This window comes from Solihabitans fulvus (assembly GCF_008386585.1).
In the GTDB taxonomy this organism is placed as follows: Bacteria; Actinomycetota; Actinomycetes; order Mycobacteriales; family Pseudonocardiaceae; genus Solihabitans; species Solihabitans fulvus.
Window position 1 is genome coordinate 11,854 of sequence record NZ_VUOB01000085.1, and the last position, 26,639, is coordinate 38,492.

Annotated in this window: 30 protein-coding genes; 18 read left to right on the forward strand and 12 right to left on the reverse strand. The window is 71.3% G+C overall.

Annotated elements, in window-relative coordinates:
• Nucleotides 1-23 precede the first annotated feature (23 nt).
• Nucleotides 24-950 (reverse strand): LysR family transcriptional regulator, encoded by a 927-nt coding sequence (locus F0L68_RS37720; RefSeq protein ID WP_223199497.1) that lies wholly within the window; start codon nt 948-950, stop codon nt 24-26.
• Between the two features lie 93 nt (nt 951-1,043).
• Between F0L68_RS37720 and F0L68_RS37725 the strand changes: the two genes are divergently transcribed.
• A complete protein-coding gene (locus F0L68_RS37725; protein WP_149854708.1) occupies nt 1,044-1,322 on the forward strand; it encodes a YciI family protein in 279 nt (92 codons plus the stop codon).
• 24 nt (nt 1,323-1,346) lie between these two features.
• Nucleotides 1,347-1,697: an effector-associated constant component EACC1 gene (locus F0L68_RS37730; protein WP_149854709.1), complete on the forward strand. Its 351-nt coding sequence runs from the start codon at nt 1,347-1,349 to the stop codon at nt 1,695-1,697.
• A 1-nt stretch (nt 1,698) separates the two neighbouring features.
• Here the strand turns inward: F0L68_RS37730 and F0L68_RS37735 are convergent, their stop codons facing one another.
• Together F0L68_RS37735 and F0L68_RS37740 are read right to left on the reverse strand one after the other, a co-directional pair.
• Nucleotides 1,699-1,944 carry a DUF397 domain-containing protein gene (locus F0L68_RS37735; RefSeq protein WP_149854710.1) on the reverse strand — a complete coding sequence of 82 codons (246 nt, stop codon included), beginning with the start codon at nt 1,942-1,944 and terminating at the stop codon, nt 1,699-1,701.
• A 15-nt stretch (nt 1,945-1,959) separates the two neighbouring features.
• The gene (locus tag F0L68_RS37740) at nt 1,960-2,772 is read right to left on the reverse strand and encodes a helix-turn-helix domain-containing protein (protein ID WP_223199498.1); all 813 of its coding nucleotides are present in this window, start codon (nt 2,770-2,772) and stop codon (nt 1,960-1,962) included.
• Between the two features lie 134 nt (nt 2,773-2,906).
• On the opposite strand from F0L68_RS37740, the gene F0L68_RS37745 reads away from it, so the two are divergent.
• Entirely contained in the window at nt 2,907-3,095 is a 189-nt protein-coding gene (locus F0L68_RS37745; RefSeq protein ID WP_149854712.1) for a hypothetical protein, read from the forward strand.
• Nucleotides 3,096-3,104: 9 nt separating this feature from the next.
• On the opposite strand, the gene F0L68_RS37750 is transcribed toward F0L68_RS37745, so the two are convergent.
• The gene (locus F0L68_RS37750) at nt 3,105-4,103 is read right to left on the reverse strand and encodes a Gfo/Idh/MocA family protein (RefSeq protein WP_149854713.1); all 999 of its coding nucleotides are present in this window, start codon (nt 4,101-4,103) and stop codon (nt 3,105-3,107) included.
• Nucleotides 4,104-4,192: 89 nt separating this feature from the next.
• On the opposite strand from F0L68_RS37750, the gene upp reads away from it, so the two are divergent.
• Nucleotides 4,193-4,816, forward strand: a complete 624-nt coding sequence (upp, locus tag F0L68_RS37755; protein WP_149854714.1) for a uracil phosphoribosyltransferase — start codon at nt 4,193-4,195, stop codon at nt 4,814-4,816.
• A gap of 73 nt (nt 4,817-4,889) precedes the next feature.
• On the opposite strand, the gene F0L68_RS37760 is transcribed toward upp, so the two are convergent.
• Entirely contained in the window at nt 4,890-5,633 is a 744-nt protein-coding gene (locus F0L68_RS37760) for a MerR family transcriptional regulator (RefSeq protein ID WP_149854715.1), read from the reverse strand.
• Between the two features lie 72 nt (nt 5,634-5,705).
• Here F0L68_RS37760 and F0L68_RS37765 point away from each other — a divergent pair, with 72 nt between their 5' ends.
• A complete protein-coding gene (locus tag F0L68_RS37765; RefSeq protein WP_223199499.1) occupies nt 5,706-6,725 on the forward strand; it encodes a hypothetical protein in 1,020 nt (339 codons plus the stop codon).
• Between the two features lie 568 nt (nt 6,726-7,293).
• Nucleotides 7,294-8,706 carry a chymotrypsin family serine protease gene (locus F0L68_RS37770; RefSeq protein ID WP_149854716.1) on the forward strand — a complete coding sequence of 471 codons (1,413 nt, stop codon included), beginning with the start codon at nt 7,294-7,296 and terminating at the stop codon, nt 8,704-8,706.
• A 108-nt stretch (nt 8,707-8,814) separates the two neighbouring features.
• Here the strand turns inward: F0L68_RS37770 and F0L68_RS42870 are convergent, their stop codons facing one another.
• Nucleotides 8,815-8,958 carry a hypothetical protein gene (locus tag F0L68_RS42870; RefSeq protein WP_188317045.1) on the reverse strand — a complete coding sequence of 48 codons (144 nt, stop codon included), beginning with the start codon at nt 8,956-8,958 and terminating at the stop codon, nt 8,815-8,817.
• Nucleotides 8,959-8,998: 40 nt separating this feature from the next.
• The gene (locus F0L68_RS37775; RefSeq protein WP_149854717.1) at nt 8,999-9,598 is read right to left on the reverse strand and encodes a TetR/AcrR family transcriptional regulator; all 600 of its coding nucleotides are present in this window, start codon (nt 9,596-9,598) and stop codon (nt 8,999-9,001) included.
• 81 nt (nt 9,599-9,679) lie between these two features.
• Here F0L68_RS37775 and F0L68_RS37780 point away from each other — a divergent pair, with 81 nt between their 5' ends.
• The 6 genes from F0L68_RS37780 to F0L68_RS42875 all read left to right on the forward strand — a co-directional run bounded on the left by F0L68_RS37780 (nt 9,680) and on the right by F0L68_RS42875 (nt 13,141).
• Nucleotides 9,680-9,886 carry a type II toxin-antitoxin system VapB family antitoxin gene (locus F0L68_RS37780; protein WP_149854718.1) on the forward strand — a complete coding sequence of 69 codons (207 nt, stop codon included), beginning with the start codon at nt 9,680-9,682 and terminating at the stop codon, nt 9,884-9,886.
• A 13-nt stretch (nt 9,887-9,899) separates the two neighbouring features.
• Nucleotides 9,900-10,277: a type II toxin-antitoxin system death-on-curing family toxin gene (locus F0L68_RS37785; protein ID WP_149854797.1), complete on the forward strand. Its 378-nt coding sequence runs from the start codon at nt 9,900-9,902 to the stop codon at nt 10,275-10,277.
• Between the two features lie 67 nt (nt 10,278-10,344).
• A complete protein-coding gene (locus F0L68_RS37790; protein ID WP_149854719.1) occupies nt 10,345-10,746 on the forward strand; it encodes a MerR family transcriptional regulator in 402 nt (133 codons plus the stop codon).
• Nucleotides 10,743-11,732 carry an aldo/keto reductase gene (locus F0L68_RS37795; RefSeq protein WP_149854720.1) on the forward strand — a complete coding sequence of 330 codons (990 nt, stop codon included), beginning with the start codon at nt 10,743-10,745 and terminating at the stop codon, nt 11,730-11,732. Before F0L68_RS37790 ends, F0L68_RS37795 begins: the two co-directional genes overlap by 4 nt.
• A 51-nt stretch (nt 11,733-11,783) precedes the next feature.
• Nucleotides 11,784-12,776, forward strand: a complete 993-nt coding sequence (locus F0L68_RS37800; RefSeq protein WP_149854721.1) for an aldo/keto reductase — start codon at nt 11,784-11,786, stop codon at nt 12,774-12,776.
• Nucleotides 12,777-12,985: 209 nt separating this feature from the next.
• Nucleotides 12,986-13,141, forward strand: coding sequence for a hypothetical protein (locus F0L68_RS42875; protein WP_188317046.1), 156 nt, complete (start codon nt 12,986-12,988; stop codon nt 13,139-13,141).
• 37 nt (nt 13,142-13,178) lie between these two features.
• Here F0L68_RS42875 and F0L68_RS37805 read toward each other — a convergent pair whose 3' ends face one another.
• Nucleotides 13,179-13,631, reverse strand: coding sequence for a flavodoxin family protein (locus F0L68_RS37805; RefSeq protein ID WP_149854722.1), 453 nt, complete (start codon nt 13,629-13,631; stop codon nt 13,179-13,181).
• A 192-nt stretch (nt 13,632-13,823) separates the two neighbouring features.
• On the opposite strand from F0L68_RS37805, the gene F0L68_RS37810 reads away from it, so the two are divergent.
• Nucleotides 13,824-14,156: a hypothetical protein gene (locus F0L68_RS37810; protein ID WP_149854723.1), complete on the forward strand. Its 333-nt coding sequence runs from the start codon at nt 13,824-13,826 to the stop codon at nt 14,154-14,156.
• A 64-nt stretch (nt 14,157-14,220) separates the two neighbouring features.
• Here F0L68_RS37810 and F0L68_RS37815 read toward each other — a convergent pair whose 3' ends face one another.
• From F0L68_RS37815 to F0L68_RS37825, 3 genes are all read right to left on the reverse strand, one after another.
• Nucleotides 14,221-15,882, reverse strand: coding sequence for a phospho-sugar mutase (locus tag F0L68_RS37815; protein ID WP_149854724.1), 1,662 nt, complete (start codon nt 15,880-15,882; stop codon nt 14,221-14,223).
• Nucleotides 15,879-16,703 carry a purine-nucleoside phosphorylase gene (locus tag F0L68_RS37820; RefSeq protein WP_188317049.1) on the reverse strand — a complete coding sequence of 275 codons (825 nt, stop codon included), beginning with the start codon at nt 16,701-16,703 and terminating at the stop codon, nt 15,879-15,881. Before F0L68_RS37820 ends, F0L68_RS37815 begins: the two co-directional genes overlap by 4 nt.
• 104 nt (nt 16,704-16,807) lie before the next feature.
• Nucleotides 16,808-18,517, reverse strand: a complete 1,710-nt coding sequence (locus F0L68_RS37825) for a serine/threonine-protein kinase (protein ID WP_306463215.1) — start codon at nt 18,515-18,517, stop codon at nt 16,808-16,810.
• Nucleotides 18,518-18,649: 132 nt separating this feature from the next.
• Between F0L68_RS37825 and F0L68_RS37830 the strand changes: the two genes are divergently transcribed.
• From F0L68_RS37830 to meaB, 3 genes are read left to right on the forward strand one after another with little or no spacing between them, the layout of a single operon-like run.
• A complete protein-coding gene (locus F0L68_RS37830; RefSeq protein ID WP_149854725.1) occupies nt 18,650-20,515 on the forward strand; it encodes a methylmalonyl-CoA mutase family protein in 1,866 nt (621 codons plus the stop codon).
• Entirely contained in the window at nt 20,515-22,698 is a 2,184-nt protein-coding gene (gene scpA / locus F0L68_RS37835) for a methylmalonyl-CoA mutase (RefSeq protein WP_149854726.1), read from the forward strand. The genes F0L68_RS37830 and scpA overlap by 1 nt, the downstream gene beginning before the upstream one ends.
• 5 nt (nt 22,699-22,703) lie before the next feature.
• Nucleotides 22,704-23,699 carry a methylmalonyl Co-A mutase-associated GTPase MeaB gene (gene meaB, locus F0L68_RS37840; protein WP_149854727.1) on the forward strand — a complete coding sequence of 332 codons (996 nt, stop codon included), beginning with the start codon at nt 22,704-22,706 and terminating at the stop codon, nt 23,697-23,699.
• Between the two features lie 101 nt (nt 23,700-23,800).
• Here meaB and F0L68_RS37845 read toward each other — a convergent pair whose 3' ends face one another.
• Nucleotides 23,801-24,484 (reverse strand): TetR/AcrR family transcriptional regulator C-terminal domain-containing protein, encoded by a 684-nt coding sequence (locus F0L68_RS37845; RefSeq protein WP_149854728.1) that lies wholly within the window; start codon nt 24,482-24,484, stop codon nt 23,801-23,803.
• Nucleotides 24,485-24,614: 130 nt separating this feature from the next.
• Here F0L68_RS37845 and F0L68_RS37850 point away from each other — a divergent pair, with 130 nt between their 5' ends.
• A complete protein-coding gene (locus F0L68_RS37850; RefSeq protein ID WP_149854729.1) occupies nt 24,615-25,133 on the forward strand; it encodes a hypothetical protein in 519 nt (172 codons plus the stop codon).
• 44 nt (nt 25,134-25,177) lie between these two features.
• On the forward strand, nt 25,178-26,611 hold the full coding sequence (gene xylB, locus F0L68_RS37855) for a xylulokinase (RefSeq protein ID WP_149854730.1): 1,434 nt from the start codon (nt 25,178-25,180) through the stop codon (nt 26,609-26,611).
• Nucleotides 26,612-26,639: the final 28 nt, after the last annotated feature.

Below are 26,639 nucleotides of genomic sequence, written 5' to 3' on the forward strand. Positions count from 1 at the left end.
CGGGCGACGGGCGGAGTCGAATACTACGGTCGCCCGGAGTGGGACGGCAGGCGGTTGCGGACTGCGTCGGCGACGTCGGTCAGCAGCCGGGACCACGGGCCGTCGGCGAGCGCGGCCAGGGCGAGTCGTTCCCTCGGCGGGGCATCGGCGATGGGTAGCCAGGTCAGGGCCGGATCGGCGCCGACGGCCGTCCTCGGGCGCAGGGCGACCAGGTCGGACCGGCCGCGCAGGGCGTGCGCGAACAGGGTGTGGCTGGTGTGGTCGGACGGTTGCAGCGTGGGGCGCCATCCGTGCGCGGCGAGGTGCGCGAGCGTCTCGGCTGCGAAGCCGGGCGCGCGGGATTCGGGGAACCACAACAACAGCTGGTCGGCCAGGTCCGTCAGGGCCAGCGTCGAGCGCGCGGCGAGCGGGTGGTCCCGGTGCAGCACGACGCCGAGCGGTTCGTCGCTGACGATCGCGGTGCGCAGGTCCTCGCCGTCGGCGACGGGCGGTCGCAGCACGCCGAGGGTGAGTTCGCCGGTGCGCAGCAGCGCGGGCTGGCGTTGCGAGTCGACCGGTTCGAAGGTCAGCCGCAGCGGATCCGGTTGGCACGCAGCGACAAGCGCGTCCTCGATCCGCCCGATCAGCTCGGTCGGCACGCCCAGTCCGAGCCCCACCCGCACGGGCAGCGGTGTGGTTCGGATCGCGGCCACCGCCGTGTCGAGTTCGGCGAACGCGCGTCGGACACCGTTCAGCAGCGTGCGGCCGGACTCGGTCAGTTCCATCCCGTTCGTCCTGCGCTGGAACAGTTTCCGGCCGACGCGGCGCTCCAGCCCGATGATCTGCTGGCTCAGGCTGGGCTGTGCGATCCGTAGCCGCCGGGCCGCCTCGGTGATCGTGCCGGCCTCGGCGACCGTGGCGAAGTAACGCAGGTGGCGGAGTTCGACACCGGGCAGATCCAGCACGCGCATCTCGCCTTCCAACTGCGGTTATAGGTCTCAGCCTATGCCCTCGGTGTCGACTGGTCTTGGACGGGGCGGGGTGCGGTGGGCTGTGCTGGTGGCATGTTCCTGATCACGCTGACCTACGTTGCCCCGCTGGAGACCATCGACTCGCTGCGCGCCGCGCACTACGACAACCCGGACGGCGTTTTCGCCAAGGGTTTGGTGCGGTTGGCGGGACCGCTGGTGCCCCGTACTGGGGGACTGATCGTGGCCGAGGGCGAGCGGGCGGAGATCGAGGCCGCCGTCGCCACGGATCCGTTCGTGACCAGCGGTGCGGCCACCGTGCAGATCACCGAGTTCACCGCGACTCGGAACGAGTTCGTTGGTCGCGCTGGGTGAAGTCAGGTGGATAGGGTGCGTGCGGTGACGACTGTTTTCCTTACGCTGCACGGCGAGCCGGACGAAGTGGACCAACGGGCGCGCGAGTTGTTGGTTGAGCTGCGTCAACTGGACGTGGACAAGGTGGCGTTCGCCGACGAGGGTGCGGCGCCACCGCTGTCGAAGGGCGTGGATCCGGCCTCGGTGAGTTCGATCGCGGTGGCGCTGGCGAGTTCGCCGGTGTTGGTGCAGGTGGTGGGGTTGTTGCGGGACTGGGTGCGGCGGGATCGTGATCGGAAGATGACGGTGAAGGACGGGAAGCGGTCGCTCGAGCTGACGGGCACGAGCGCGGACGACAACCGCGCGGCGATCGAGGCCTTCTTCAAGGAGAAGTAGGTCAGCGGCGGGAGCCGAGGAACGCGGCCCAGCCGGAGGCGGGGAAGACGAGGGTTGGGCCGGAAGCGTTCTTGGAGTCGCGGACGGCCACAGCCTCGGAGCCGAATGCAACCTCGACACAGTCAGCCTGGGTGCCATTGCTGTAGCTGCTCTTGCGCCAGCCCACGAAAGCGACTTCGACGCAGTTGGTATCGGCGCTTCGACTGCTCTTGCGCCAAAAGGCTCGGGCGAGATCCGGCACGATCATGATGGTGCTCCTAGGTCAGGTCAGCGTGCCGGCCAGGTCAGCGATGAGCCGGATGGAGTCCTCAGCCGACAATGCCATGGCGCAGAGCTGCGCCCAAGTGGTCTTGGCTCGCCTGACATGCTCCTCCTCTTCGAGGAAGGCGATCGTGCGGTGTGATTCCATGTAAGCCAGGGTGGGCTGGTCGATGAAGTCGAGGATCATGAATGGGCCACACAACCCAGGATGGGCTCCGGCGTCGAACGGAGCCACCTGAAGGGTGATGTTCGGGCGCGAGGCGATCATCGGCAGGTGCTGAAGCTGGCGCTGCATGACTCCTGCATCGCCGATCGGGCGGCGGAGTGCTGTCTCCTCGATGAGTAGGTGCAGGCTGGGAGCCCGGTGTCGGCTGAGGATGAGTTGCCGGGTCATTCGGGCCGCGACGAAGTACTCCACCTCGGCTTCGGAAAGTTCGCAGTTGGTCCCGTGGATGATCTCGCGAGCGTATTCGGCGGTCTGCGCCAGGCCGGGAACCAGCAGCGTCTCGTAGTTGCGCAGCTCCGTCGCTTCGTCCTCGAACTGGATCAGGGTCTTCCAGTCGACAGGCAGTTTGCCGTCCTGGAACTGGTGCCAGTTCCGTTCTTCTCCTTCTCGCACCAACGCGAGCAGGTCTTGCCGGACTTTGCCAGGCACCTGGAGAAAGCCAAGCACCGCAGCGACATCGTCGGCGTAGAGGCCGCGATTCCCGGTCTCCATTCGGCTGATCTTGCTCTCCGAACAGCCGAGCGCCCGCGCCACGTCCTTGCAGCTCAGCTTGCGTGCCTCGCGCAGCGCCCGCAGCTCGACGGACACCCGTCGCTGTCGTACCGAGGCTCCCTGTCGTTGCGCCATGGCCAGACGATCGCGTGTTGCCCTTGGGGCAAGGAAGTGGCATCACCCGAAAAGGGTGATTGCGGGCCCCTGCGGCAACACGTGACGGTAGTGCCATGGAGCAGACCTGGACCTTGAGCGGCGCGTTCGCGGAATGGAAGATCACTCTCGTCGCTGAACCACCAGAAGAGAAAGAATCCTTCGACGTCTCGCACTGGCCCACCGCAAAATTCGACCGCGCCGCCCGACTCTTCATGGACATGATCGACCTCTACGAGTGCGACCAGATCCTCAACCAACACTGACCCGACTGGCTAACTCGGCTGCCGCAAAGGCAATCCCGCCGCCCGGTAAACCGCGTCGATCACCGCCATGTTCTTCACCGAGTCCTCCGGCGGCGTCAGCACCGGCTCGCCGCGCAGCACCGCCGCCGTGAACGCATCGAGCTGATAGGCATACGTCGGCCGCTTGCCGAAGTGCTCCGTCCGGTGATGATCCCGCGTGCGCACGGACAACCTGTGCGTGTACTGCGGCGCGATCGGGTTGAACACGCGCAGTTCGCCGGCCTCGCCGACCACCCGCGCGCTCAGGCGCAGCACGCTCGCCGACCACAGCGACGCGACCAGCGAACCCGTGTGCCCGGCCGGCCACCGCAGCTTCGCCCGCATGGCGCGGTCGACGCTCGGGCTCCTCAGCCTGGTGCTGGCCTTCGCGACCTGCGGCTCCGTGCCGTCGAACCCGCCGAGCAGCCGCGCGATGTGCACCGCATAGCAACCGGCGTCCATCATCGCCCCGCCGGCCAGCGAGAGGTCGTACCGAATGTCGGAGAACTTGGGCAGCGGGAAGCACACCGTCGCCTCGATGTGCCGGACCATGCCGAGCTCGCCGCTCTCCACGATGTCCCGCATCCGCCGCGCCAGCGGGTGGTACCGGTAGTGGAACGCCTCCATCACGACCAGCCCGCTGTCCTTCGCCGCCGCGGCGACCGTCCGCGCCTCCTCGGCGTTCGCGGTGAACGGCTTCTCGCACAGCACGTGCTTGCCGGCTTCCAACGCGGCCAGCGTCCAGCGGCCGTGCAGCCCGTTGGGCAGCGGGTTGTAGACGGCGTCGATCGTCGGGTCGTCCAGCAGCGCCTGGTAGCCCTCGTGCACGCGGCCGATGCCGTGCTTGTCGGCGAACTCGCGGGCGCGCTGCGGGTCGCGCGCGGCGACGGCCGTCACCTCGGCCGTCCCGTTGTCTCTCGCCGGCTTGATGAGCGCGTTCGGGGCGATGCGTGCTGCGCCGAGCACGCCGATCCGCACGTGCTCCGCCATTGACCCCGTCCTCTCGGTAGGCGTCCGCCGACCTTGATCGTATGCCGTCCCGGCGCGTGTCGCCCCGTGGACGATTACCGTGTCCGCTTATGGATGTGCTCGTTGTCGACCACCCGCTCGCCAGAGCGCGGCTCACCACCATGCGGGACGCCCGCACCGACAGTGCCGCATTCCGGGCGGCTCTGCACGAACTGACCGTGATGTTGGTCTACGAGGCCATGCGGGACGCCCCGGTCGCGACCGAGCGCATCCACACCCCGGTGGCCAGGACGACCGGCCACCGGCTGGCCAAGCCGCCGCTGCTGGTGCCCGTGCTGAGGGCCGGCCTCGGCATGGCCGACCAGGCGCACAAGTTGATCCCGGACGCGCAGATGGGCTTCGTCGGCCTGGCCCGCGACGAGCACACCCTCAAGCCGACCCCGTACCTGGAGTCGCTGCCGGAGAGCCTGGCCGACCGCCCGGTGCTGGTGCTCGACCCGATGCTGGCCACCGGCGGCTCGATGGCTTACACGATCCGGCTGCTGACCGACCGGGGCGCCACCGACGTGACGGCCGTCTGCGCGCTCGCCGCGCCGGAGGGCATCGCGCACCTCGAGGAGTCCGGGCTGCCGATGCGGTTGGTGACCGCGAGCATCGACGAGCGGCTGAACGACTCCGGGTTCATCGTGCCCGGCCTCGGCGACGCCGGCGACCGCCAGTACGGCGCGGTCTAAGCCGTCTAGATGTGGTGACGGCGGAGCGCTCCCGGGGGGCAATCCCCGGGGGCGCTACGCGGGGTTGCGCTGGTCAGTTGGGCTTTGCCCGGAGGCGGCACAGCTCGACCAGCCGTTCCAGGGCGGGCACCGGCTTCCCGCTCTGCGCCGCCATGATCGTGACCGCGACCAGGGCGTCGAGCGCGAGGATCGGCTTCTTGCCGTCGGTGTCGGGGGCCCTGAGCCCGCCGAAGCTGTTCACCTCGTCAGCGAGCGCTTCGAGGCGCGGGTCGTCGCGGCTCCAGCCGGCGGCCTGGTCGGCGGTGAGGTAGAGGCGCTGGAAGGCGACGTCCTCCAGCATCGCCAGCTTCTCCGCCGCCCACCCCGGCACCTGGTCGGGGTACTGCGCCACCAGCAGGATCCACGTGTCGCGCTCGGTCCGCACCGCCTCCTGGCTGAGCCCGATCTCCCTGACCCGGTCCAGCAGGGCAACGACCTCCTCCGGCAGGAACAGCCGGTCGCCAGCGGACAGCTCGGCGATCCGGCGTCGGCGCCGTTTCAGGTCGCTGATCTGCTCCTTCAGGTCGGTGTCGATCGCCGCGACCGACGTTGCGAACTGTTCGGGTGAGGCGGCCATCAGCTCGTCGATCCTGGCCAGCGGGACGCCCGCGTCCGACATCGCCTTGATCCGCACCAGGGTGACCACCGCGTCGGCCCCGTAGCGCCGGTACCCGGAGGCGTCGCGCTCCGGCTCGGGCAGCAGGCCCCGCTGGTGGTAGTGCCGGATGGCCCGCACGGTCACGCCCAGATAGGTCGCGACCTGGCCGATCGTCAACATCTGCTGTCCCCCGGAACGAAAGTGACGACGAAGCTTGACCATGACCCTGCGTCAGGGTTCGACGATCAGCTCATGAACGCGACAGTAACCCCCGGGGAGACCCCCGAAACCGCCGTCCGCACGACCCGCCTCGGCACGGCGCGCGGGGTGCTGCGGCCCTGGCGCGAGTGGCACCGCCCGCTGATGGTGCACGTGACCCTGATGCTGGCGCTGGTGCTGGTGTCCTGCGTGGGTCTGCTGGTGGACGGCCGGTCCCTGCTGGACGAGTCGGTGTGGGTGAAGCCGCTGAAGTTCGGCGTCGCCTTCGTGCTCTACGCCGGCATGTTGGCGTGGTTGCTCAGCAAACTGCGCAAGGCGAGGCGGCTCGGCTGGTGGACGGGCACCCTGTTCGCGGTGGCCGCGACAGCGGAGGTCGGGGCCATCACGATCCAGGCGGCGCGCGGCACCGTCAGCCACTTCAACGCCAACCAGAACGACCCGGTCACCCTGGCGCTCACGCCGCTGCTCACCCTCGGCGTCGCGGTGTTCTTCCTGGCGCAGCTGGTCATCGCGGCGCTGGTGCTGGCCCAGCGGACCGGCGACCGCGCGATGACCAGGGCGATCCGCGCCGGGCTCGGGCTGGCCACGATCGGCATGCTGACACCGGTCTACTGGATGGTCACCAACGTCCGCGAGCGCACGGTGACCGACGCCAACGGCACGAAGATCACGATGTACCAGGGGCACGGCATCGGCGACCTGGACGGCCACGGCATGGCCATCACGCACTGGAGCACGACCGGCGGCGACTTCCGCGTGCCGCACTTCGTCGGCCTGCACGGCATCCAGGCGCTGCTGCTGCTTGTCGCGCTGCTCGGCGTGCTCGCCCGCCGTCGCGCGTGGCTGCGCGAGGAGACGGTGCGCGCCCGGCTGGTCGGCGTCGCGGCTCTCGGCTACGCCGGGTTGTTCGCGGTGGTCACGTGGCAGGCGGGCCGCGGCCAGTCCCTGATCCACCCGGACGCGGCGACCCTGGTCGCCTTCGCGACGGTCGTTCTCGGCACGATGGCGGCGGTGTTTGCGGTGGTCAGGGCCGCTGCGCGGCATGGCCGATAGCCCGGAGGAATGGCCGACCCTGATGTCGGCCGATCGGGTCTAGCACTGGTCTAGACCTTGACGTAATGTGGTCTGGACCACAGGGTTTGGGAGTGACGATTCCCAGTAGCTAAACCGGAGGTCGCCGAGGCGGCGGCGGAGTTCCGGTCGGCGTGTCCCTGCACCACGCCGACGGGAAGGGGGCTCCGCCCGCCGTCGGGGACCTCACCACGATCCACCCGGCCGTGGTCGATGCCTGCGACTCGGCGACGGTCGGGTGTCCAAGCCCCTGCCACACACCAGCGAGCCGCCCGTCTCGGCGGCTCACGGGGTCCGGGGAGGTCCAGCGGCGGCCGCCTCCCCGGGCCCCCTTTTTTGTATGGAAGTATGAGTACGCGCGGCGGGCGTGCCGACAGGCCGAAACTGCGTTGGGCCGAATTGGTGCGACTGTTCATCGCCGAGCCGTGTAAACCGCTTCGGATACGTATACTTCGTCACATTAAATACGTGACTGTGGTTGTGGGCCGGCTGTGTCGGCTGTAGGTTCCTCGCGGGCAATTTCGAAATTGCTTATTTAGGGGGCCTTTTCATGAAATTCAACTTACCCAAACACGGATTGGCTGGCCCGCGCTGGGCGGCCATGGCCGTTCTGCTCGCGGCGGCGTTCGCCGTCGTCGCTCCTTCGGGCGCTCAGGCTGACCAGCCGGCCAATTCCGCCACGGTCGCCGCGGCGGACCGGGCGGCAAAGGCCGCCTCGGGTGCTGCGGCGGACAAGGTCGCGGCGGACAGAACCCAGGCGGACAAATCGAACCAGGCGGCCGCCGCCTCGAACGCCAACTCGGCCACGAACAGGTACCTGGCCGGAATAGACCCCGCCCTGCTGCAACGGCGGGAAACCCTGATGGCCTTCAAGTCCTGGCTCATCGGCGTGCCGGGCATTTCCGAGGCCGGCTTCGTGGAGTCCGCGAACTACCCGGAGACGTTGTCCACGACCCTGCTCTGGTCGGGTAGGTCAAGCCTTCAGGACGCCGTGCGCGGGGAGGCGGCACGGCGCGGCATCACCGTGACGTTCAAGTCCGTCAAGTACTCCCGCAAGCAGGTGCAGGAGGCGACGGACCGCGTCTGGGCGAGCGTGCACAGCCCGGTCTGGAAGGACTTCGTCGTCACCTCCGTGGTGGGGCCGGACCTGACGCACGACGGGATCGTCGTCCGAGGCCACCACCAGGCGAAGGGGGCCGACACCGCCGCGGCGCAGGCGCAGACCCTGGCGTCGGCCCAGAGCGTGGCGAACGCCGTCGACGACGTCGCGATCGCGCCCGATCCGACGCTGTACGCCACCCGGTCCACGGACTTCTCCCCGTACAACGCGGGCGGAATGATCCGGGGCTCCGACGGTAGCGGCTGCACGAGTGGGTTCGCGATCTGGCGGAGCGGGTACTCCTGGACCACCACGGCCCGGCACTGCACCGCCGCGTCGTGGACCGCCTGGGACGCGCCGGGCAACTCCTACGGCAACGCCTACGACACCAGTGCCAGCGGCGGGCGGATGCTCACCGGCGACGGCTACCAGCTGATGTTCGACGGGGCGTGGAACGACCCGAACGGCTTCGCCAAGACTGTCGTCGGCTTCGCGGACCTGTCCATCAACGACTGGGTTTGCAGCAGCGGCGCGAACTCCGGGGTGCACTGCGGAATCCAGGTCGACAACCTCTCGGTGAGCTTCAACGACGGCTTCGGCTCCTTCTCGACCATCCGGGGACAGCAGCGCGATCCGTCGCAGATCGGCGGCGCGCACGGCGACAGCGGCGGACCAATGCTGGTTCCCTACTCCACCAACAACTGGACGACCGTCGGGGCGGCGGGGATGCTTCAGGGCAGCCTCGGGCCGCAGACCTCGTCGTGCGGCTCCCTCCGGATCGCGACCACGTGCGCTTCGGAGATCGAGTTCTCGTCGATGCGGACGGTCGTCAACGACCTAGGCGCCACGCTCCGAACCGGGTAACCACGATCAGGCTGACATGTGACACGGATTGCCCCGGCCTCAGGCTTTGACGTCGCCCTGGGCCGCAGGCCGGGACAATCCCGTTCGGGCGCGATCCCGTTCGCGGAGTCAGCGGGACGAACTGGGCAGGTCTGCGCTCGGGGCGACCGGGCCGACCCGTTGGAACGTCATCGTGTACCCGGTGGTTGTCAGGGTCAGCTGCTCGCCGGCGACGGCCACACCGACGCGCTGACCGGACGCGACGCTGTCCACCGCGCTTCTGAACGCGAGTTGGCCGGGTTCCCCTTGGCGGCTACGGGGCGCGTCGCTGCCAGCCGTCCGCCTGGGCGCGGAGGGCGCGCTCGTACATCGGGGCGATCTCCAGGCCGTCCGGGAGGTTTCCGTTGAGCTCCAACGACACCAGCCCGTGCACCAGGCCCCAGGCGGCCAGCGCGATCTGCTCGGCGGGCTCAGCGACGTAGCGCTCCTCGCGGATCGTCCTGCGCACGGCCTCCAGCAGCGCCCCGAAGGTGTCCGCCGCGTTGACCGTCGACTCCTCGCCGGGCTCGAAGCCGGGCACGACCTTGCTGAACATGATCGAGTACAGGTGCGGGTCGGCCAGCGCGCTCTCGCGGTAGGCCAACCCGATCTGGATCACGTCCTCGATCGGGTCGTCGGTGGTCGGCACGGCGGCCAGCCGCGCGCCGAAGCGCCGAAACGCCTCGTTGAACAGTTCCTGCACGAGCGCGGGCTTGCCGCCGAACAGCGAGTAGACCGCCGTCGTCGAGGTGTCCACGTCGCCGGCCAGCCGGCGCAGGCTCAGCGCGCCGGGGCCCTCCGCGGACAGCAGTTCACCAGCGCGGTCCAGCAGTCGGACTCGCAGCGCGTCGTCGTGGGTTTTGGGGCGGGGCACGCTCCGAGCGTATCGCAACGCTGTTTCTAAACCGCTTCGACGGGGTAGAGCGCGTGATACCACGGTGGTACCGTCCAGAGTATGGCCATGACTTTGCGCCTGACCGACGAGGAAAACCAACGTCTCGTCGAATTAGCCGAGGCCGAGGGTCGCTCCAAGCAGGAAGTCGTGCGTCTCGCACTGGCCGACCGCTGGGCGCGGCTGCACAAGGAAGAACAACTCGGCGAGGTGCTCGGCCGGGTGTTGCCCAGATATCAGAGCCTGCTTGACCGCCTCGGGTCGGCGTGAGCCACACCTGGTGATCACGACCTACCTGGACGCCGGAGACCTGCTGGTGTTGGCAACCGCGGTGACCGGCGGTGATCTCGTCGTCCGAGATCTTGGCCTGCTCGACTCCGCCGCGCACCGACCGAGGGCCACCGTCCTCGGCGTCGAGGCCTACGACACTCTCTGGCTCAAGGCCGCGGCCCTGCTCGACTCCATCGTGAGCACGCGCCCGCTCGCCGAGGGCAACTGGCGGCTCGGCTGGGTGGCGGCCGTCACACTCTGCGACGTCAACGGCTGGTGGATCGACGCCGACGAGGACGAGGCCCTCGACCTGGTGCGCGACGTCGACCGGGGGAACGCCGAGGTCCTCTGGATCGCCGAGCGACTCGAGGCGTGGAGTCTGCCCAAATAGCGCGTTTGGGGCATCTCACTGAGTAGTCGGTTGACCTGGAGTGCACTCCAGCTTCTACCGTCGTCACGTGACCTACTCGATCGCCCAGGCAGCCGAGCGCAGCGGACTGTCGATCGACACCCTGCGCTACTACGAACGGATCGGGCTGGTCCAACCGCCGGCCCGGGACTCCGGGGGACGCCGCAACTACTCCGAGGAGGACCTCGGCTGGTTGGAGTTCCTCACCAAGCTGCGCACCACCGGCATGCCCATCCGGATGATGCGTGAGTACGCCCAGGCCAGGCACCGGGGACCGCACACGACGAACCGTCGCAAGCAGATCCTCGTCGAGCACCGGACGTCCGTGCTGGAGCGCATCGCCGAGCTCCAGTCGTGCCTCGGCGTGCTCAATCACAAGATCACGAACTACGAGCAGTGCGTCGTCGAGAACGACGAGCGGCTCAATCTGCACCAGGAGGCTTCCGCATGACTTCTCTCCCCACCCGCAGGCTCGGCGAGCTTGAGGTCTCCGCGCAGGGACTGGGCTGCATGGGCATGAGCCAGGCGTACGGCGCCGGCGACGAGGCCGAGTCGATCGCCACCGTCCACCGGGCGCTCGACCTCGGCGTCACCCTCCTCGACACCGCCGACCAGTACGGCCAGGGCGCCAACGAGGAACTGGTCGGCCGGGCCATCGCGGGCCGGCGCGACGAGGTGGTGCTCGCCACCAAGTTCGGGTTCGTCAAGTCCGAGGACGGCAAGGTCGCCGGCATCCGGGGCGACGCGGCGTACGTGCGGGAGGCCGCCGAGGCGTCGCTGCGGCGGCTCGGCGTCGACCACATCGACCTGTACTACCAGCACCGCGTCGACCCGACCGTGCCGATCGAGGAGACCATCGGCGCCATGGCCGAGCTGGTGCAGGCCGGCAAGATCCGGCACATCGGCATGTCCGAGGCGAGCGCCGCGACGATCCGGCGGGCGCACGCCGTGCACCCCATCACCGCGTTGCAGAGCGAGTGGTCGCTGTGGACGCGCGAGATCGAGGCGGAGATCGTGCCGACCTGCCGCGAGCTCGGTATCGGCCTGGTGCCGTTCTCGCCGCTCGGGCGCGGGTTCCTCACCGGCCAGATCACCTCGCGCGACGACTTCGCCGCCGACGACATGCGGCGCAACCTGCCCCGGTTCTCCGAGGAGAACTTCCAGCTCAACCTCGACGTCGTCGACGCGGTGCGCGCCGTGGCGGGGGAGCGCGGCGTCACCGCTGGTCAACTGGCGCTGGCGTGGGTGCTGCACCAGGGTTCGGATGTGGTGCCCATTCCGGGGACCAAGCGGCGCAAGTACCTGGAGGAGAACGTCGCCGCGACCCTCGTCGAGCTGTCGGCTGCGGACCTCGCGGCCATCGAGGCCGCCGCGCCGACCGACACCTTCGCGGGCGGCCGGTACACGCCCGAGATGGAAAGCCTGTCCGGCCACTGAGCGTTCGCCAACCTACCCAGTCGGGTTGAACACGAGTCGGAGTTGAACACCATGAGCACACTGCCCACCCGCAGGCTCGGCGCGCTGGAGGTCTCCGCGCAGGGGCTCGGCTGCATGGGAATGAGCGAGTTCTACGGCGAGACGGACGAGACCGAGTCGATCGCCACGATCCACCGGGCGCTCGACCTGGGTGTCACGCTGCTGGACACCGCGGACATGTACGGGCCGTTCATCAACGAGGAGCTGGTCGGGCGGGCCATCGCCGGCCGCCGCGACCAGGTCGTGCTGGCCACGAAGTTCGGCTTCGTGCGCGGCGAGGACCCGACCGACCGGTCGATTCGCGGGGACGCGGCGTACGTGCGGCAGGCGGCCGAGGCGTCGCTGCGGCGGCTCGGCGTCGACCACATCGACCTGTACTACCAGCACCGCGTCGACCCGAGCGTGCCGATCGAGGAGACCGTCGGCGCGCTCGGCGAGCTGGTGACCGAGGGCAAGATCCGGCACGTCGGGCTTTCGGAGGCCGGCGCGGCCACGATCCGGCGGGCGCACGCGACGCACCCGATCACGGCGGTGCAGACCGAGTGGTCGCTGTGGTCGCGGGACCTCGAGGCGGAGATCGTGCCGACCTGCCGCGAGCTGGGCATCGGCCTGGTGCCGTACTCGCCGCTCGGGCGCGGATTCCTCACCGGCCGCATCACGTCGGCTGCCGACCTTGGCAGCGGCGACTTTCGGCAGGTCGGCCAGCCCCGGTTCGCCGACGGCAACCTGGAACGCAACCTGGCGCTGGTTGAGCGGCTGCGGGCGCTCGCGGCCGAGCGGGACGTGACGGCCGGCCAGCTGGCGCTGGCGTGGGTGCTGCACCAGGGCGCGGACGTGGTGCCCATTCCCGGGACGAAGCGGCGCAAGTACCTGGAGGAGAACGTCGCGGCGTCGTTCGTCGAGCTGTCGACGGCGGACCTCGCGGCCATCGAGGACGCGGTCCCCGTCGACGAGGTCGCCGGGGAGCGGTACCCCGAGGCGGGCATGCGGCTCGTCGGCGGCTGACCGAGGCGGCGGTTCTCGGCAGGTGTCCCTGAAGTCGGACCGTCGCGAGTTCGCACCTTCTGCGATTCGCGACGGTCCGAGTTCACCACGGCCGCTGATCCGGTCAGCGCACTGTGGGCCGCCGTGCAGCGGAGGATGACCGGTGCCGATCAGCCCATGCTGGGGCCGTTCCGCGACGACCGGCCCGGTAGGGCAGCACACTGGCCGACATGACGGGGGAAGACGGTCGTGCCAGAGCGCGCGAGATCGCGAAATGGGTCCTGGGGGGCCTGATCGCTTTGGCCGCTCTCGCGGTGTTGCTGGTGGCCGTCGGCGCCGTGGTGCTGGTGATGGAATTTACTGGTGGGCATTGGTTGACTTGGTGAGCCAGCACGCGACCCGCTGACGGCCACACCCTCGGCGTCACGGCATGAGCGTGGCGGCGACTGTCGCCCCCAGGTTCCAGCAGGCGGCCAGGTCGGCCTTGCCCGGCTCGCCCGTCACCTCGACCGGCTCGGCGACCTTCGCCCAGCCCATGCCCTTCGAGATGCCCTGCACGCCCCGAACCGCCCCGGTCACGTCGTTGTTGCCGTGCACCCACAGTCCGTACGGCCGGCCGCCGGTCGCGTCCAGGCACGGGTAGTAGACGGTGTCGAACGCGTGTTTCAACGCCCCGCTCATGTAGCCGAGGTTCGCCGGCGTGCCGAGCAGGTAGCCGTCCGCGTCGAGCACGTCCGCAACGGTGACCGACAGCGCCGGGACGCGCAGCACCTCCACACCGCGCAGCTCGGGGTCGGTCGCCCCGGCCACGACGGCCTCGAACATCGCCTGCATCGCAGGTGACGGCGTGTGGTGGATGATCAGCAGTCTCGGCACGGAAACCAACCCTGCCCGCTGCGCGACCCTGGCGCCAACCGAGCCCCGGCGGCAATCGTGTCGAGTTGTGCCCCTGGCCCGATTCGCCCGGCCCCGGTGCCGCCCTCCCGCCGCGAGTGGGCGCGTTCTTCCCTGGTATATATGGAAGAAGCAGACGGGGGTGTATCCCGTCAGGGGGTCGGCCAAAACACCGTGGACATCTCATCGACGCTCTCGGGCAGCCGCCGCAAGCGGGTCATCTTCGGCTCCGGCCTCGCGGTCGGCACCGGCCTGATCGGGCTGCCGCTGCTGCTGCTCGCCGTGTGGCCGTGGATCGACCACGCGCCCTACTCGGCGAGCGTGATGATCGGCGCGTTCGGTTTCGCGCTCACCTCGCTCAGCTACGCCTTCGGCAAGGTCGCACTGTCGGGCTGCACCGAGGGGAGCCGTCGCCCGGTCGAGGAACCGGGTCGGCGGCCCTACGTGGTGGCCGGCGTCGCGCTGGCGATCGCGTTCGTGTCGCTGCTGGTCATGCTGGCCACCTGAGTCCGCATGCCATGAAGGGTCCCTTCAGGACGTTGGGCGTCAGGAAGGGACCCTTCACGACAGGTCAGTCCGCGAGCAGCTCGGCGATGTTCTTGCGGAGGGCGGACAGTCGGTCCGCGGCGCGGGCCTTGGCCGGCGCGAGGTCCGCCGCGGCGGCGACCGGCTCGACGATCTCCAGGTACGACTTGAGCTTCGGCTCGGTGCCCGACGGCCGCACCACGACCCGAAGGCCGTCGCCGCGCAGCCGCAGCACGTCGGCCGTCGGCAGCAGGTCCTCGACGGTCACCGCGCCGCCGGCCAGCTCGGTCGGCGGGTTCTCGCGCAGCCGCGCCATCAGCGCGCCGATCCGGCTCAGGTCGGTGAACCGTAGCGACACCTGGTCGGTCAGGTGCACGCCGTGCGCGACGGCCAGGTCGTCCAGCGCGTCGAGCAGCGACCGGCCCTCGGCCTTCAGCGTCGCCGCCAGGTCGCAGGCCAGCACCGCGGCCGAGATGCCGTCCTTGTCCCGCACGGTGTCCGGGTCGACGCAGAGACCGAGCGCCTCCTCGTAGCCGAACACCAGGCCGGTGCCCTTGCCGTCGCCGGCCCGCACCAGCCACTTGAAGCCGGTCAACGTCTCGTCGTAGCGGGCGCCGTGCGCCGCCGCAATGGACTTCAGCAGCGACGCCGACACGATCGTGGTGGCCACCAACGGGTCTGGGTGCGTCGCACTGTCCAGAGTGGACAGCACGCGCTCGCCGAGCAGCGCGCCCGTCTCGTCGCCGCGCAGCATCCGCCACTCGCCGGAGGGCTGCCGGACGCCGAGCGCGCAGCGGTCCGCGTCCGGGTCGAGGGCGATGGCGAGGTCGGCGTCGGACTCCTCGGCCAGAGCCAGCAGCCGGTCCGCCGCGCCGGGCTCCTCGGGGTTGGGGAACGCGACCGTCGGGAAGTCCGGGTCGGGCACGGCCTGTTCCCGCACCACCCGCACGTCGGTGAAGCCCGCCCGGCTGAGCGCCTCGACCGCGACCTGACCGCCGACGCCGTGCATCGGCGTCAGCGCGACCCGCAGCTCCCGCGCCGAACCCCTTGGCAGCTGGGCGATCCGGTCCAGGTAGCCGGCCAGCTGCGACTCGTCGACCGGCCGCCAGGTCGACGCGGTCGGCACGGTGACCGCCTCGCCGATCCGCTCGATGGCCGCCTCGATCTGCCGGTCGGCGGGCGGCACGATCTGCCCGCCGCCTGCCAGGTACAGCTTGTAGCCGTTGTCGGCTGGCGGGTTGTGCGACGCGGTGATCTGCACGCCGGCCACGGCGTGCTCGTTGCGCACCAGGTACGCCACCATCGGGGTCGGCAGCGGCCCCGGCAGGACCCTGACGTCGAAGCCGGCCGCCGCGAGCACCTCGGCGGCGGCGGTCGCGAACTCCTCGGAGCCGTGCCGCGCGTCCCGCCCGACGAACACCAGGCCGCCGCCGTGACCGCTGGCCAGCAGCCAGCTGGCGAGGCCCGCCGTCGCGCGAACCACCACGGCCCGGTTCATCCCGTTCGAGCCCGCCCGCACCGGGCCGCGCAGCCCGGCCGTGCCGAACGTCAGCGGCCCGGACATCCGGTCGGCGAGGTCGGCGAGCGCCTCGGCGTTCCCGCCCATCGCCTTGGCCAGCACGGCTTGCAGCTCCGCGCGCGCCTCCGGCGACGGGTCCCCGGCGATCCACCGGAACGTGGCGTCCCGGAGCGCGGGTTGCAGGGTCATGCCCTGGCCGCCAGCTCGCGCAGCAGCTCGCCCATCTTCGCCGCGGCCGCCTGGCCGGCCTCGAGCACCTCGAGGTGGTTGAGCGGCTCGCCGGTGATGCCGGCCGCGAGGTTGGTGACCAGCGACAGGCCGAACACCTCGATGCCGGCCGCGCGCGCCGCGATGGCCTCAAGCACGGTGGACATGCCGACCAGGTCCGCGCCCATCGTGCCGAGCATCCTGATCTCGGCCGGAGTCTCGAAGTGCGGGCCGGGCAGCCCGGCGTACACGCCGTCCTCCAGCGTCGGGTCGATCTCCCTGGCCAGGCCGCGCAGCCGCGCCGAGTACAGGTCGGTGAGGTCGGTGAACTTCGCGCCGACCAGCGGGGACGTCGCGGTGAGGTTGAGGTGGTCGCTGATCAGCACCGGCTGGCCGACCCGCATGCCCGGCCGCAGGCCGCCAGCGGCGTTGGTCAGCATGACCGCCCGGCAGCCGGCCGCGGCGGCGGTGCGCACGTTCTGCACCACGTAGCGGACGCCCTTGCCCTCGTAGAGGTGGGTGCGGCCGAGCAGCACGAGCACCTGCGAGTCGCCGACGGTCACCGAGCGGATCGTGCCGCCGTGGCCGGTGACGGCCGGCGCGGCGAACCCTGGCAGGTCGGCCATGGGCACCTCGGCGTTGGCGGTGCCGATCAGGTCGGCCGCTGGCCGCCAGCCGGAGCCGAGCACCACGGCCACGTCGTGCTTGGCGACGCCGGTCCGCTCGGCGAGCACCGCGGCGGCCTGCTGGGCCAGCTCCTCGGGCTCGGCGGTGCTGCTGGCGCTGGTCGTGTCGTCGTTGATACCGGTCACGGTCGGCAGCCTAACGACTCGGGGCGTTTCGGGCGCGCAGCGCCAACCCGTGGACCAGCGTCAGGCCTGGGCGGGGACAGCGGCAGGGGCTGGGCTCAGGCCGGGGCGAAGGAGGGCCAGATCTTGCTGAACAGGTCCTGCACGGCCTGCTCCTGCTCGGTCGGCATGGACACCTCGATCACCCACAGGTCGCCGGCGTTGGGCTCCAGCCGCACGTAGTGGGACCTGCCCTGTTCGTGCTGCGTCGAGCTGCCGACCCCGCGTTCCACCGTCCGGTACGCCACCGTGCGCGCCGGTTCGGGCGCGGCACCGCTCGCGCTGGGGGTCGTGTCGGGGTCCTGCTGCAACGGCACGTAGTCGCCCTTGGGCCAGCTCTGCTGGACGTGCTTGACGTAGGCGTTGATGCCGAGTCCCGGGTAGTACTGCGGGAAGCGCTGCACCATCAGCTCGTGCTGGCCGTCCGGCGCGACGAAGTGCACCACCGTGCTCGGCGGCATGGAGCCGTCGTCCTGCCTCGGCTCCACGAACTCCGACCAGTCGGGGTCGACGAGCACGCTGAAGTCCGCGCCGGGCCCGCCGTTGTACTGGTGCGCCGAGACGGTGCGCTTGACGAGCGGGCTCTGGGTGACCGGCGCGGCCGAGGGGGGCGGCTTGGCCGCCGGTGGCGGCGCCGGCGGCAGCAGCGCGAGCCCGCCGACCGTCCTGGTCAGCACGAACCCGGCGCCGCCTGCCCCGGCGAACACCAGCAGCGCGACCAACACCAGCAGCGTCCGCACCAGCGGGCCACGGCGTGGCGGTTGCGGTGTCCAGGCGGGCGCGGGCGGCTCGGCGGGCGGCTGCTGAACCAGGAACGGCAGCGGGCCGGGGTCGGCGGCGAGCGGGGCGTCCGGCGGGATGACCGGTTTGCGCGGCAGCGACACCTTGATCGATTTGGCGGCCGAGACCGGGGCCGTCGGGAACGCCTGGGTGCCCGGCTCGGGCAGCAGCGACCGGATCTGCCGCCGCACCTCGACCAGCGGCATCCGCGCCCGAGGGTCCTTCACCATGAGCGCGGCGATCACCGGGGCCAGCTCGCCGGCGTTGGCCGGCTCGGGCACCTCGCCGTGCACGACCTCGTTGACGGTGGCCAGCGCGTCGTTGTCCACATCGTAGGGTGGGCGGCCCTCGGTGGCGGCGAACAGCGTCGCGCCGAGCCCCCACAGGTCGGCCGCCGGGGTCACGACGCCGCCGGACGCCGCCTCCGGCGCCATGAACGCGGGCGAGCCGAGCATGATCCCGCTGCTGGTCATGGTCACCTCGGCGACGCTGCGGGAGATGCCGAAGTCGGTCAGCTTGACCATGCCGTCCTCGCCGACCAGCACGTTGCCCGGCTTCACGTCCCGGTGCGTCACCCCGCCCCGGTGCGCGGCCTCCAGCGCGGCGGCGATGGCGTCGGCGACCACCGCGACCGCCGTGACGCCCAGCGGCCCGTGCTCCCGCAGCACCTCGTTGAGGCTGCGCGAGGGCACCAGCTCCATCACCACGAACGGCTCGCCGTCCTGCCGGACGACGTCGTGCAGCACGACCAGGTTCGGGTGGGACAGCACGGCGATGGCGCGCGCCTCGCGCAGCGTCCGCTCGCGCAGCGCGTCGGCCTCCCCGGCCGGCATGCCCGGCGCGAGCAGCACCTCCTTGACCGCGACCGGCCGGTGCAGCATCTCGTCGTAGGCGGCCCACACGCGGCCCATCGAGCCGCTGCCGAGCACGTGTCGTAGCCGATAGCGCTCGGCGATCATGCGCTGCGACTCGGGCTGCTCGGGATCCACACGCCCATTCTGCACAGGTCGCGCCGGGCCCGGTGCCAAACAGTGCTCCCGCGAGGCGGCGTCGAGTGGGGTATTGATTCAGCGGCGCACCTCACATAGCGACACCGCTACCGTTCAGTAGCATTGCGGAGCATGACGGAGCCGTCTGGTGAGCTCGCGCTGGCCGCCGAATTTCCCGAGCCGACCAGGGAGCAGTGGCGGACGCTCGTCGACGGCGTGCTCCGCAGGTCCGGTGTCGACGTCGACCAGCACGCTGGCCCGATCGAGGACCTGATCGCGTCGCGCAGCTACGACGGCGTCACGATCGCGCCGCTGTACACCGCGCAGGACGCGGTCCCGCCGACCGGGCTGCCCGGCCTGCCGCCGTTCACCAGAGGGAGCAGGCCGCAGGGCGGAGTGACCTCGGGCTGGGACGTTCGGCAGCGCCACGACAACCCCGATCCGGCCGCGGCCCGCGACGCGGTGCTCGCCGACCTCGAACACGGCGTCACCTCGGTGTGGCTGCGGCTCGGCGGCGACGGCCTGCCCGTCGCCGCGCTCGGCCGGGTGCTCGACGGCGTCTACCTCGACCTGGCCCCGGTGGTGCTCGACGCGGGCGCGGAGTTCGCCGAGGCGGCCGACGCGCTGCTCCGCCTGTACGCCGAGCGGGGCGTGCCGGCCGCCGAGGTGCGCGGCAACCTCGGCGCGGACCCCATCGGCGTGCAGGCCCGCACGGGTGTCGCCGGCGGCCTCGACGACGCGGCGGCCCTTGCGGCGCGCACCGCGCGGGAGTTCCCCGCGCTGCGCTCGATCGTGGTGGACGCCCTGCCCTATCACGAGGCAGGCGGCTCCGACGCGGAGGAGCTGGGCTGCTCGCTGGCGGCCGGCGTGGCCTACCTGCGGGCGCTCACCGGCGCGGGCCTGTCCGTGGACGAGGCGTGCGGGCAGCTGGAGTTCCGCTACGCCGCCAGCGCCGACCAGTTCCTCACGATCGCGAAGTTCCGGGCCGCCCGCAGGCTGTGGGCGCGGGTCGCCGAGGTGTCCGGCGCGGCCGGTCCCTCGGGCGCGCAGGCGCAGCACGCCGTGACGTCCACCGCGATGATGACCCGCCGCGACCCGTGGGTGAACCTGCTGCGCGCCACGATCGCCTGTTTCGGCGCGGGGCTCGGCGGCGCGGACTCCGTGACCGTGCTGCCCTTCGACGCGGCGATCGGGCTGTCCGACGACTTCGCCCGCCGGATCGCCAGGAACACGCAGTCGTTGCTGCTGGAGGAGTCCAGGCTCGCCGCCGTGATCGACCCGGCGGGCGGCTCCTGGTACGTGGAGCGGCTCACCGACGAGCTGGCGCGGGCCGCGTGGGCCTGGTTCCAGCGGATCGAGCGGGCTGGTGGGCTGCCGGCCGCGCTCGCGTCCGGCCTGGTGGCCGGGCAGCTCGCGGAGACCTGGGCGGCCCGCTCGGCCAACATCGCGAACCGCACCGACGCCATCACCGGCGTCAGCGAGTTCCCGCACCTGGCGGAGAAGCCCGTGTCGCGGCCACCTGCCCCGGCCGAGCCGACGGGCGGCCTGCCGAGAATCCGCTACGCGCAGGCGTTCGAGGACCTGCGCGACCGCGCCGACGCGCACCTGGCCGCCACGGGCAGCCGGCCGTCGGTCTTCCTGGCCACGCTCGGTCCGGTGTCCGCGCACACCGCGCGGGCCACCGTCGCGGCGAACCTGTTCCAGGCGGGCGGAATCGAGACGGTCAGCGCCGGCGCGACCGGCTCGGTCGAGGAGGTGCTCGCCGCGTTCGAGGCGAGCGGCGCGCGCATCGCCTGCGTGTGCGGCAGCGAGAAGTCCTATGTGGACCAGGCGGAACGCGTTGCCGCCGCGCTCAAACAGGCCGGCGCGGCCCGCGTGCTGCTCGTCGGCACGCCGACCGACAGTTACCGCAGGGCCGGGGTGGACGAGTTCGTGTTCACCCGCTGTCCCGCGCTCGACGTGCTCACCAACAGCTTCGCGATTCTCGGGGTGGCGTGATGACTCAGATCCCGGACTTCGCCGACATCGGGCTCGGCGAGCCGTCGGCCGGCAGCCAGGACGACTGGCGGGCCGCCCTGCGCGAGGCGACCGGCAAGGACGCCGACGCGCTGGTGTGGGAGACGCCGGAAGGCATTGGTGTCAAACCGGTCTACACCGAGGCCGACCTCGCCGACGTCGACTTCCTCGGCACCTATCCCGGCATCGCGCCGTACCTGCGCGGCCCGTACCCGACGATGTACGTGACGCAGCCGTGGACCGTTCGGCAGTACGCCGGGTTCTCCACCGCCGAGGAGTCCAACGCGTTCTACCGGCGCAACCTGGCCGCCGGGCAGAAGGGGCTGTCGGTCGCGTTCGACCTTGCCACGCACCGGGGTTACGACTCCGACCACCCCAGGGTCGCCGGCGACGTCGGCATGGCCGGCGTGGCGATCGACTCGATCTACGACATGCGCCAGCTGTTCGACGGGATCCCGCTTGACCAGATGAGCGTGTCGATGACCATGAACGGCGCGGTGCTGCCGATCCTGGCGCTCTACGTCGTCGCCGCCGAGGAACAGGGCGTGGCGCCGGAGCAGCTGGCCGGCACCATCCAGAACGACATCCTCAAGGAGTTCATGGTCCGCAACACCTACATCTACCCGCCGCAGCCGTCGATGCGGATCATCTCCGACATCTTCGCCTTCACCTCGCAGCGGATGCCGAAGTTCAACTCGATCTCCATCTCCGGCTACCACATGCAGGAGGCCGGCGCGACCGCCGACCTGGAGCTGGCCTACACGCTGGCCGACGGCGTCGAGTACCTGCGGGCCGGCATGGCGGCCGGGCTGGACGTGGACGTGTTCGCGCCCCGGCTGTCCTTCTTCTGGGCCGTGGGCATGAACTTCTACATGGAGGTGGCCAAGCTCAGGGCCGCCCGGCTGCTGTGGGCGAAGCTGGTGAAGCAGGCCGGGGCGCGCAACAGCAAGTCGCTGTCGCTGCGCACACACTGCCAGACCTCGGGCTGGTCGCTGACCGCGCAGGACGTGTTCAACAACGTGGTGCGCACCTGCGTCGAGGCGATGGCCGCGACCCAGGGGCACACGCAGTCCTTGCACACCAACGCGTTGGACGAGGCGCTCGCGCTGCCGACGGACTTCTCCGCGCGCATCGCCCGCAACACGCAGCTGTTGCTGCAACAGGAGTCCGGCACCACCAGGGTGATCGACCCGTGGGGCGGCAGCGCTTTCGTCGAGCGGCTGACGCACGACCTCGCGCAGCGGGCCTGGGGCCACATCACCGAGGTCGAGGCGGCCGGCGGGATGGCGCAGGCGATCGACGCCGGAATCCCCAAGCTGCGCATCGAGGAGGCCGCCGCGCGCACCCAGGCGCGGATCGACTCGGGGCGGCAGCCGGTGATCGGCGTCAACAAGTACCGCCTCGACGGCGACGAGCAGATCGACGTGCTCAAGGTCGACAACGCGGGCGTGCGGGCGCAGCAGATCGAGAAGCTGCGGCGGCTGCGGGCCGAGCGGGACGAGGCCGCGTGCCAGGACTCGTTGCGGGCGTTGACGAACGCGGCGGCGAGCCCGGACGAGAACCTGCTCGCGCTCGCCATCGACGCGGCGCGCGCCAAGGCCACCGTCGGCGAGATCTCCGACGCGCTGGAGAAGGTCTGGGGTCGGCACTCCGGCCAGATCAGGACGATCTCCGGGGTCTACCGCGAGGAGGTCGGCTCGGTGTCCAATGTGGACGAAGCGCGGGCCAGCGTCGACGCCTTCGCCGAGGCGGAGGGGCGCAGGCCGAGGATCCTGGTGGCCAAGATGGGGCAGGACGGCCACGACCGGGGCCAGAAGGTGATCGCCACGGCGTTCGCGGACCTCGGCTTCGACGTGGACGTTGGCCCGCTGTTCCAGACGCCGGCCGAGGTCGCGCGCCAGGCCGTCGAGGCCGACGTGCACATCGTTGGCGTGAACTCGCTGGCGGCCGGGCATCTCACCCTGGTGCCGGCGTTGCGCGCCGAGCTGGCCGAGCTGGGCAGGGCGGACATCATGATCGTGGTCGGCGGGGTGATCCCGCCGCAGGACTTCGACGCGCTGCGGGCGGCGGGCGCCGCCGCGATCTTCCCGCCGGGCACCGTGATCGCCGACGCGGCGGCCGACCTGCTGCGGCAACTCGCCGCGCAGCTCGGCCACGCCGGCTGACCGCCGTGGCGAGGCCGGTCGACGTCGGCGAGTACGCGGCCGGTGTGCTCGCCGGGTCGAGGGGCGTCCTGGCCAGGGCGATCACGCTGGTGGAGTCCACCCGCGCCGACCACCGCGCGCAGGCGCAGGAGCTGCTGGTCGAGCTGCTGCCGCGCGCGGGCGGCGCGCACCGGATCGGCGTCACCGGGGTGCCCGGCGTCGGCAAGTCGACGTTCATCGACGCGCTCGGCAGCATGCTCACCGAGGCAGGCCACCGGGTCGCGGTGCTGGCCGTCGACCCGTCCTCGACCAGGACCGGCGGCAGCATCCTCGGCGACAAGACCAGGATGGCCAGGCTGGCGGGGGATCCCGCCGCGTTCATCCGCCCGTCGCCGACCTCGGGCACGCTCGGCGGGGTCACCAAGGCGACGCGGGAGAGCATCGTCCTGGTCGAGGCGGCCGGCTACGACGTGGTGCTGGTGGAGACCGTCGGCGTCGGACAGTCCGAGATCGCCGTGGCGAACATGGTCGACTGCTTCCTGTTCCTGACCCTGGCCAGGACCGGCGATCAGTTGCAGGGCATCAAGAAGGGCGTGCTGGAGCTGGCCGACGTCGTCGCCGTGAACAAGGCGGACGGCCAGCACGAGCAGGACGCGCGCGCCGCGGCCCGCGAGCTGGCCGGCGCGCTGCGGCTGCTGCGCGTCCCCGACGCGTCCTGGACGACGCCGGTGCTCACCTGTAGCGGGCTCACCGGCACCGGCCTCGACGCGGTGTGGGAGCAGCTGCGGCGGCACCACGAGACGCTGAGCCGCACGGGCGAGCTGGCCGAGCGGCGCAGGCGCCAACAGGTCGACTGGACCTGGTCGATGGTGCGGGACCAGCTCCTGACCAGGCTGCGCGAGCACCCCGAGGTGCGGGCGCTGACCCCGGAGCTCGAACGGCAGGTGCGCGACGGCGAGCTGACCGCGACGCTCGCCGCAGAGCGCATCCTCGGCGCGTTCGGCGGACCCTTCGGCACGTAGGCAGTGTCCCCGCGGCGGAAACCGGCGGATCCGTGGCCGGCGGTTCCGTTGGGGCGTAGGCGGAAACCGGCGGTTCCCTGGTCGGCTGTTCCGTCGGGGCGTCAGCGGGGCTTGTCGGCGAGTTGGTCCTGGAGGCCGTCGAGGATGGTGCGCAGGCCGTACTCGAAGCCGCTGTCGGGTCCGGCGGCGTAGTCGGCGGCCGCCGGGTTCTCCAGGCGGGCGCGCAGCCGGGGGAAGTCCATGGCGATGTCGCGCGCCTTGGCCATGGTGTCGCGGAACCGCTCCTCGGCGTTGCCGCCGTCCTGGTTGAGCCGCCTGGTCAGCGAGGCCGTCGCCGCCGCGCCAGCCGCGTTGCCGAGCACGAAGGTGAACACGGCCGCGGTGGCCAGGTCCGCCTCCGCGCCGACGAACCCGGCGGCCTCGTAGACGGCGAGGTTGTGGTCGTCGTGGCGCGCCTTGCCGGGCCCGTAGAAGAGGTGGGCGGAGAAGGCCTGCACGAGCCACGGGTGCCGGTCGAACATCGCGTACAGCTCGGTGGCCATCGAGGTGGCCGCGGTGCGCCAGTCGACCGTGCCGAGGTCGGGCAGCGCGATCTCGTGCCACAGCTGGTCGGCGGCGAGCACCAGCAGGTTGTCCTTGCTCTTCACGTGCCAGTAGACGGCTGTCGCCGCGGAGTCGAGCCGCTTGCCGAGACTGCGCATGTTCAGGCCTTCCAGGCCGTCGGCGTCGAGCAGTTCGATGGCGGTCTGGATGATCCGTTCCCTGGTCAGGGTGTCGCGCGGCATGCGCCAACGATAGGGCAATCGCGAGCGGCTTGCACATAGTTCAAGAAAGTACTTGCACGCCGTTCAAGCCGTGGGCTACGTTCTACTTGAACAAAGTGCAAGTCGATCCGAACCCCCGAGGAGACACCCCGTGAACACCGTCGCCGCCATCTCCCAGCTGCTCGTCGCCGCCGCCTTCGTGAGCATCCCGCTGGTCCGCCACCGCTTCGGCACCGCCGCAAAGACGGCCGCCGAGGCCGAGCTGGGCCGCCAGGGCGTCCCCGTCACCGTGCTGGCCGAGAACAACATCAGGTTCGACGCGAGCGGCCACGAGACCGCCGTCCCGGCCTCGGTCGCCGCGATCATGCTGGTCCTTGCCGGGCTCAACCTGGCCGGCAGCGGCTGGGGCCAGCTGCTGACCTGGATCTTCGGGTCGATCGTGCTGCTCGGCAACTGCGTGATCCTCTACAGCCAGCTGACCGCGGTGAAGTCCGTGCAGGCGGCCTTCCGGCGCAAGGGCGACCCGATGCTGGCCGGCATCGACGTGCCCGCCCTGCTCACCGCCTCCGAGGCCGGCTTCCCCGCCTGGGTGTGGGTCCTCCAGAACGTCCGGCACGCGGTCGTCTTCGGCGCCTCGGCCCTCGCCCTGGTCGCCGTCACCGTCGCCTGACGGACTTGACCGATACACCGCACGGAGAGGCAGGATGCTGCGTCATGAGCTTGGTTATGGGGATCGACTCGTCAACGCAGTCCACCAAGGCGATCGTCGTGGACGCCGGCACCGGCCGCGTCCTCGCCGAGGGCAGGGCCGACCATCCCGACGGCACCGAGGTCCCCGCGCAGGCGTGGTGGGCGGCCTGCCGGCAGGCGATGGCGCTGGCCGCCGCCGACGCGCCGGGCCCGGTCGAGGCCATCGCGGTGGCCGGCCAGCAGCACGGCCTGGTGACCCTCGACGCGGCAGGCGCCGAGGTCCGCCCCGCGCTGCTGTGGAACGACACCAGGTCCGCGCCGCAGGCCCGCAGGCTGGTCGGCCAGACCGGGCCCGACGCCTGGGCGCGGCGCACCGGCTCGGTCCCGGTGGCCAGCTTCACCGTCACCAAGCTCGCCTGGCTCGCGGAGCACGAACCGGCCAACGCCGACCGCGTCGCCAGCGTGCTGCTGCCGCACGACTACCTGACCTGGCGACTGGCCGGCGCATCCGTTGCCGCGCAAGAAGAATCGCCGCGCACCGAGGCGGAACCGACCACCGACCGGGGCGACGCGTCGGGCACCGGTTACTTCTCGCCGGCCGACGGCGGCTGGCTGCCCGACGTGCTCGCCGACGCGTTCGGCGGTCGAACCCCCCAGCTGCCGAGGATCCTCGGCCCGGCCGACGCGGCCGGCCGCACCCGCGACGGCGTCCTGCTCGCCGCCGGCACCGGCGACAACATGGGCGCGGCGCTCGGCCTCGGGCTCGAACCCGGCGACGTGGTCGTCTCTCTCGGCACCTCCGGCACGGTCTTCGCCGTCGCCGACCGGCCGACCGCCGACCCGACCGGCGCGGTCGCCGGCTTCTGCGATGCCACCGGCCACTTCCTGCCGCTGGTCTGCACGCTCAACGCGGCCAGGGTGCTCACCGCGACCGCGCAGCTGCTCGGCACCGACCTGGCCGGCCTCGACGCGCTCGCGCTGGCCGCCGAGCCCGGTGCCGGCGGGCTCGTGCTGCTGCCCTACCTCGACGGCGAGCGCACCCCCGACCTGCCCGACGCGGCCGGCACGCTCACCGGCATGCGCCGCGCGAACTGCACGCCGGAGAACCTGGCGCGCGCGGCCGTCGAGGGCATGCTCTGCGGCCTCGCCGACGGCCTGGCCGCGCTGCGCGAGGTCGGCGTCGCGCCCCGCAGGGTGCTGTTGATCGGGGGCGCGGCGCGCTCCGCCGCGGTGCGGGCCGTCGCCCCGCTGCTGTTCGGCGTCCCGGTGGACGTGCCGGAGCCCGCCGAGTACGTGGCGTTGGGCGCAGCACGGCAGGCGGCGTGGGCGTTGGCCGGTTCGGCGGAGCCGCCGGCGTGGCCGGTGCCGTCGGCGCGGCACGAGGTCGCCGACGACGCCGATGGAGCGGCGGTTCGCGCGGCCTACACGGCGGTGCGGCGGCAGGTGCACGGCGCCTGATCCGCGCGGGGGCTTGTCCACGGGCTTA

What these genes read in the sequence shown, in the direction of transcription:
- F0L68_RS37815 (WP_149854724.1), bottom strand. Translation starts at nt 15,882, where the DNA reads ATGACCCTGCAACCCGCGCTCCGGGACGCCACGTTCCGGTGGATCGCC.
- F0L68_RS37795 (WP_149854720.1), top strand. Translation starts at nt 10,743, where the DNA reads ATGACTTCTCTCCCCACCCGCAGGCTCGGCGAGCTTGAGGTCTCCGCG.
- scpA (WP_149854726.1), top strand. Translation starts at nt 20,515, where the DNA reads ATGACTCAGATCCCGGACTTCGCCGACATCGGGCTCGGCGAGCCGTCG.
- F0L68_RS37735 (WP_149854710.1), bottom strand. Translation starts at nt 1,944, where the DNA reads ATGATCGTGCCGGATCTCGCCCGAGCCTTTTGGCGCAAGAGCAGTCGA.
- F0L68_RS37745 (WP_149854712.1), top strand. Translation starts at nt 2,907, where the DNA reads ATGGAGCAGACCTGGACCTTGAGCGGCGCGTTCGCGGAATGGAAGATC.
- F0L68_RS37800 (WP_149854721.1), top strand. Translation starts at nt 11,784, where the DNA reads ATGAGCACACTGCCCACCCGCAGGCTCGGCGCGCTGGAGGTCTCCGCG.
- F0L68_RS37765 (WP_223199499.1), top strand. Translation starts at nt 5,706, where the DNA reads ATGAACGCGACAGTAACCCCCGGGGAGACCCCCGAAACCGCCGTCCGC.
- F0L68_RS42875 (WP_188317046.1), top strand. Translation starts at nt 12,986, where the DNA reads ATGACGGGGGAAGACGGTCGTGCCAGAGCGCGCGAGATCGCGAAATGG.
- F0L68_RS37845 (WP_149854728.1), bottom strand. Translation starts at nt 24,484, where the DNA reads ATGCCGCGCGACACCCTGACCAGGGAACGGATCATCCAGACCGCCATC.
- F0L68_RS37720 (WP_223199497.1), bottom strand. Translation starts at nt 950, where the DNA reads ATGCGCGTGCTGGATCTGCCCGGTGTCGAACTCCGCCACCTGCGTTAC.
- F0L68_RS37770 (WP_149854716.1), top strand. Translation starts at nt 7,294, where the DNA reads ATGAAATTCAACTTACCCAAACACGGATTGGCTGGCCCGCGCTGGGCG.
- F0L68_RS37750 (WP_149854713.1), bottom strand. Translation starts at nt 4,103, where the DNA reads ATGGCGGAGCACGTGCGGATCGGCGTGCTCGGCGCAGCACGCATCGCC.
- F0L68_RS37725 (WP_149854708.1), top strand. Translation starts at nt 1,044, where the DNA reads ATGTTCCTGATCACGCTGACCTACGTTGCCCCGCTGGAGACCATCGAC.
- F0L68_RS37760 (WP_149854715.1), bottom strand. Translation starts at nt 5,633, where the DNA reads ATGTTGACGATCGGCCAGGTCGCGACCTATCTGGGCGTGACCGTGCGG.
- xylB (WP_149854730.1), top strand. Translation starts at nt 25,178, where the DNA reads ATGAGCTTGGTTATGGGGATCGACTCGTCAACGCAGTCCACCAAGGCG.
- F0L68_RS37830 (WP_149854725.1), top strand. Translation starts at nt 18,650, where the DNA reads ATGACGGAGCCGTCTGGTGAGCTCGCGCTGGCCGCCGAATTTCCCGAG.
- upp (WP_149854714.1), top strand. Translation starts at nt 4,193, where the DNA reads ATGGATGTGCTCGTTGTCGACCACCCGCTCGCCAGAGCGCGGCTCACC.
- F0L68_RS37780 (WP_149854718.1), top strand. Translation starts at nt 9,680, where the DNA reads ATGGCCATGACTTTGCGCCTGACCGACGAGGAAAACCAACGTCTCGTC.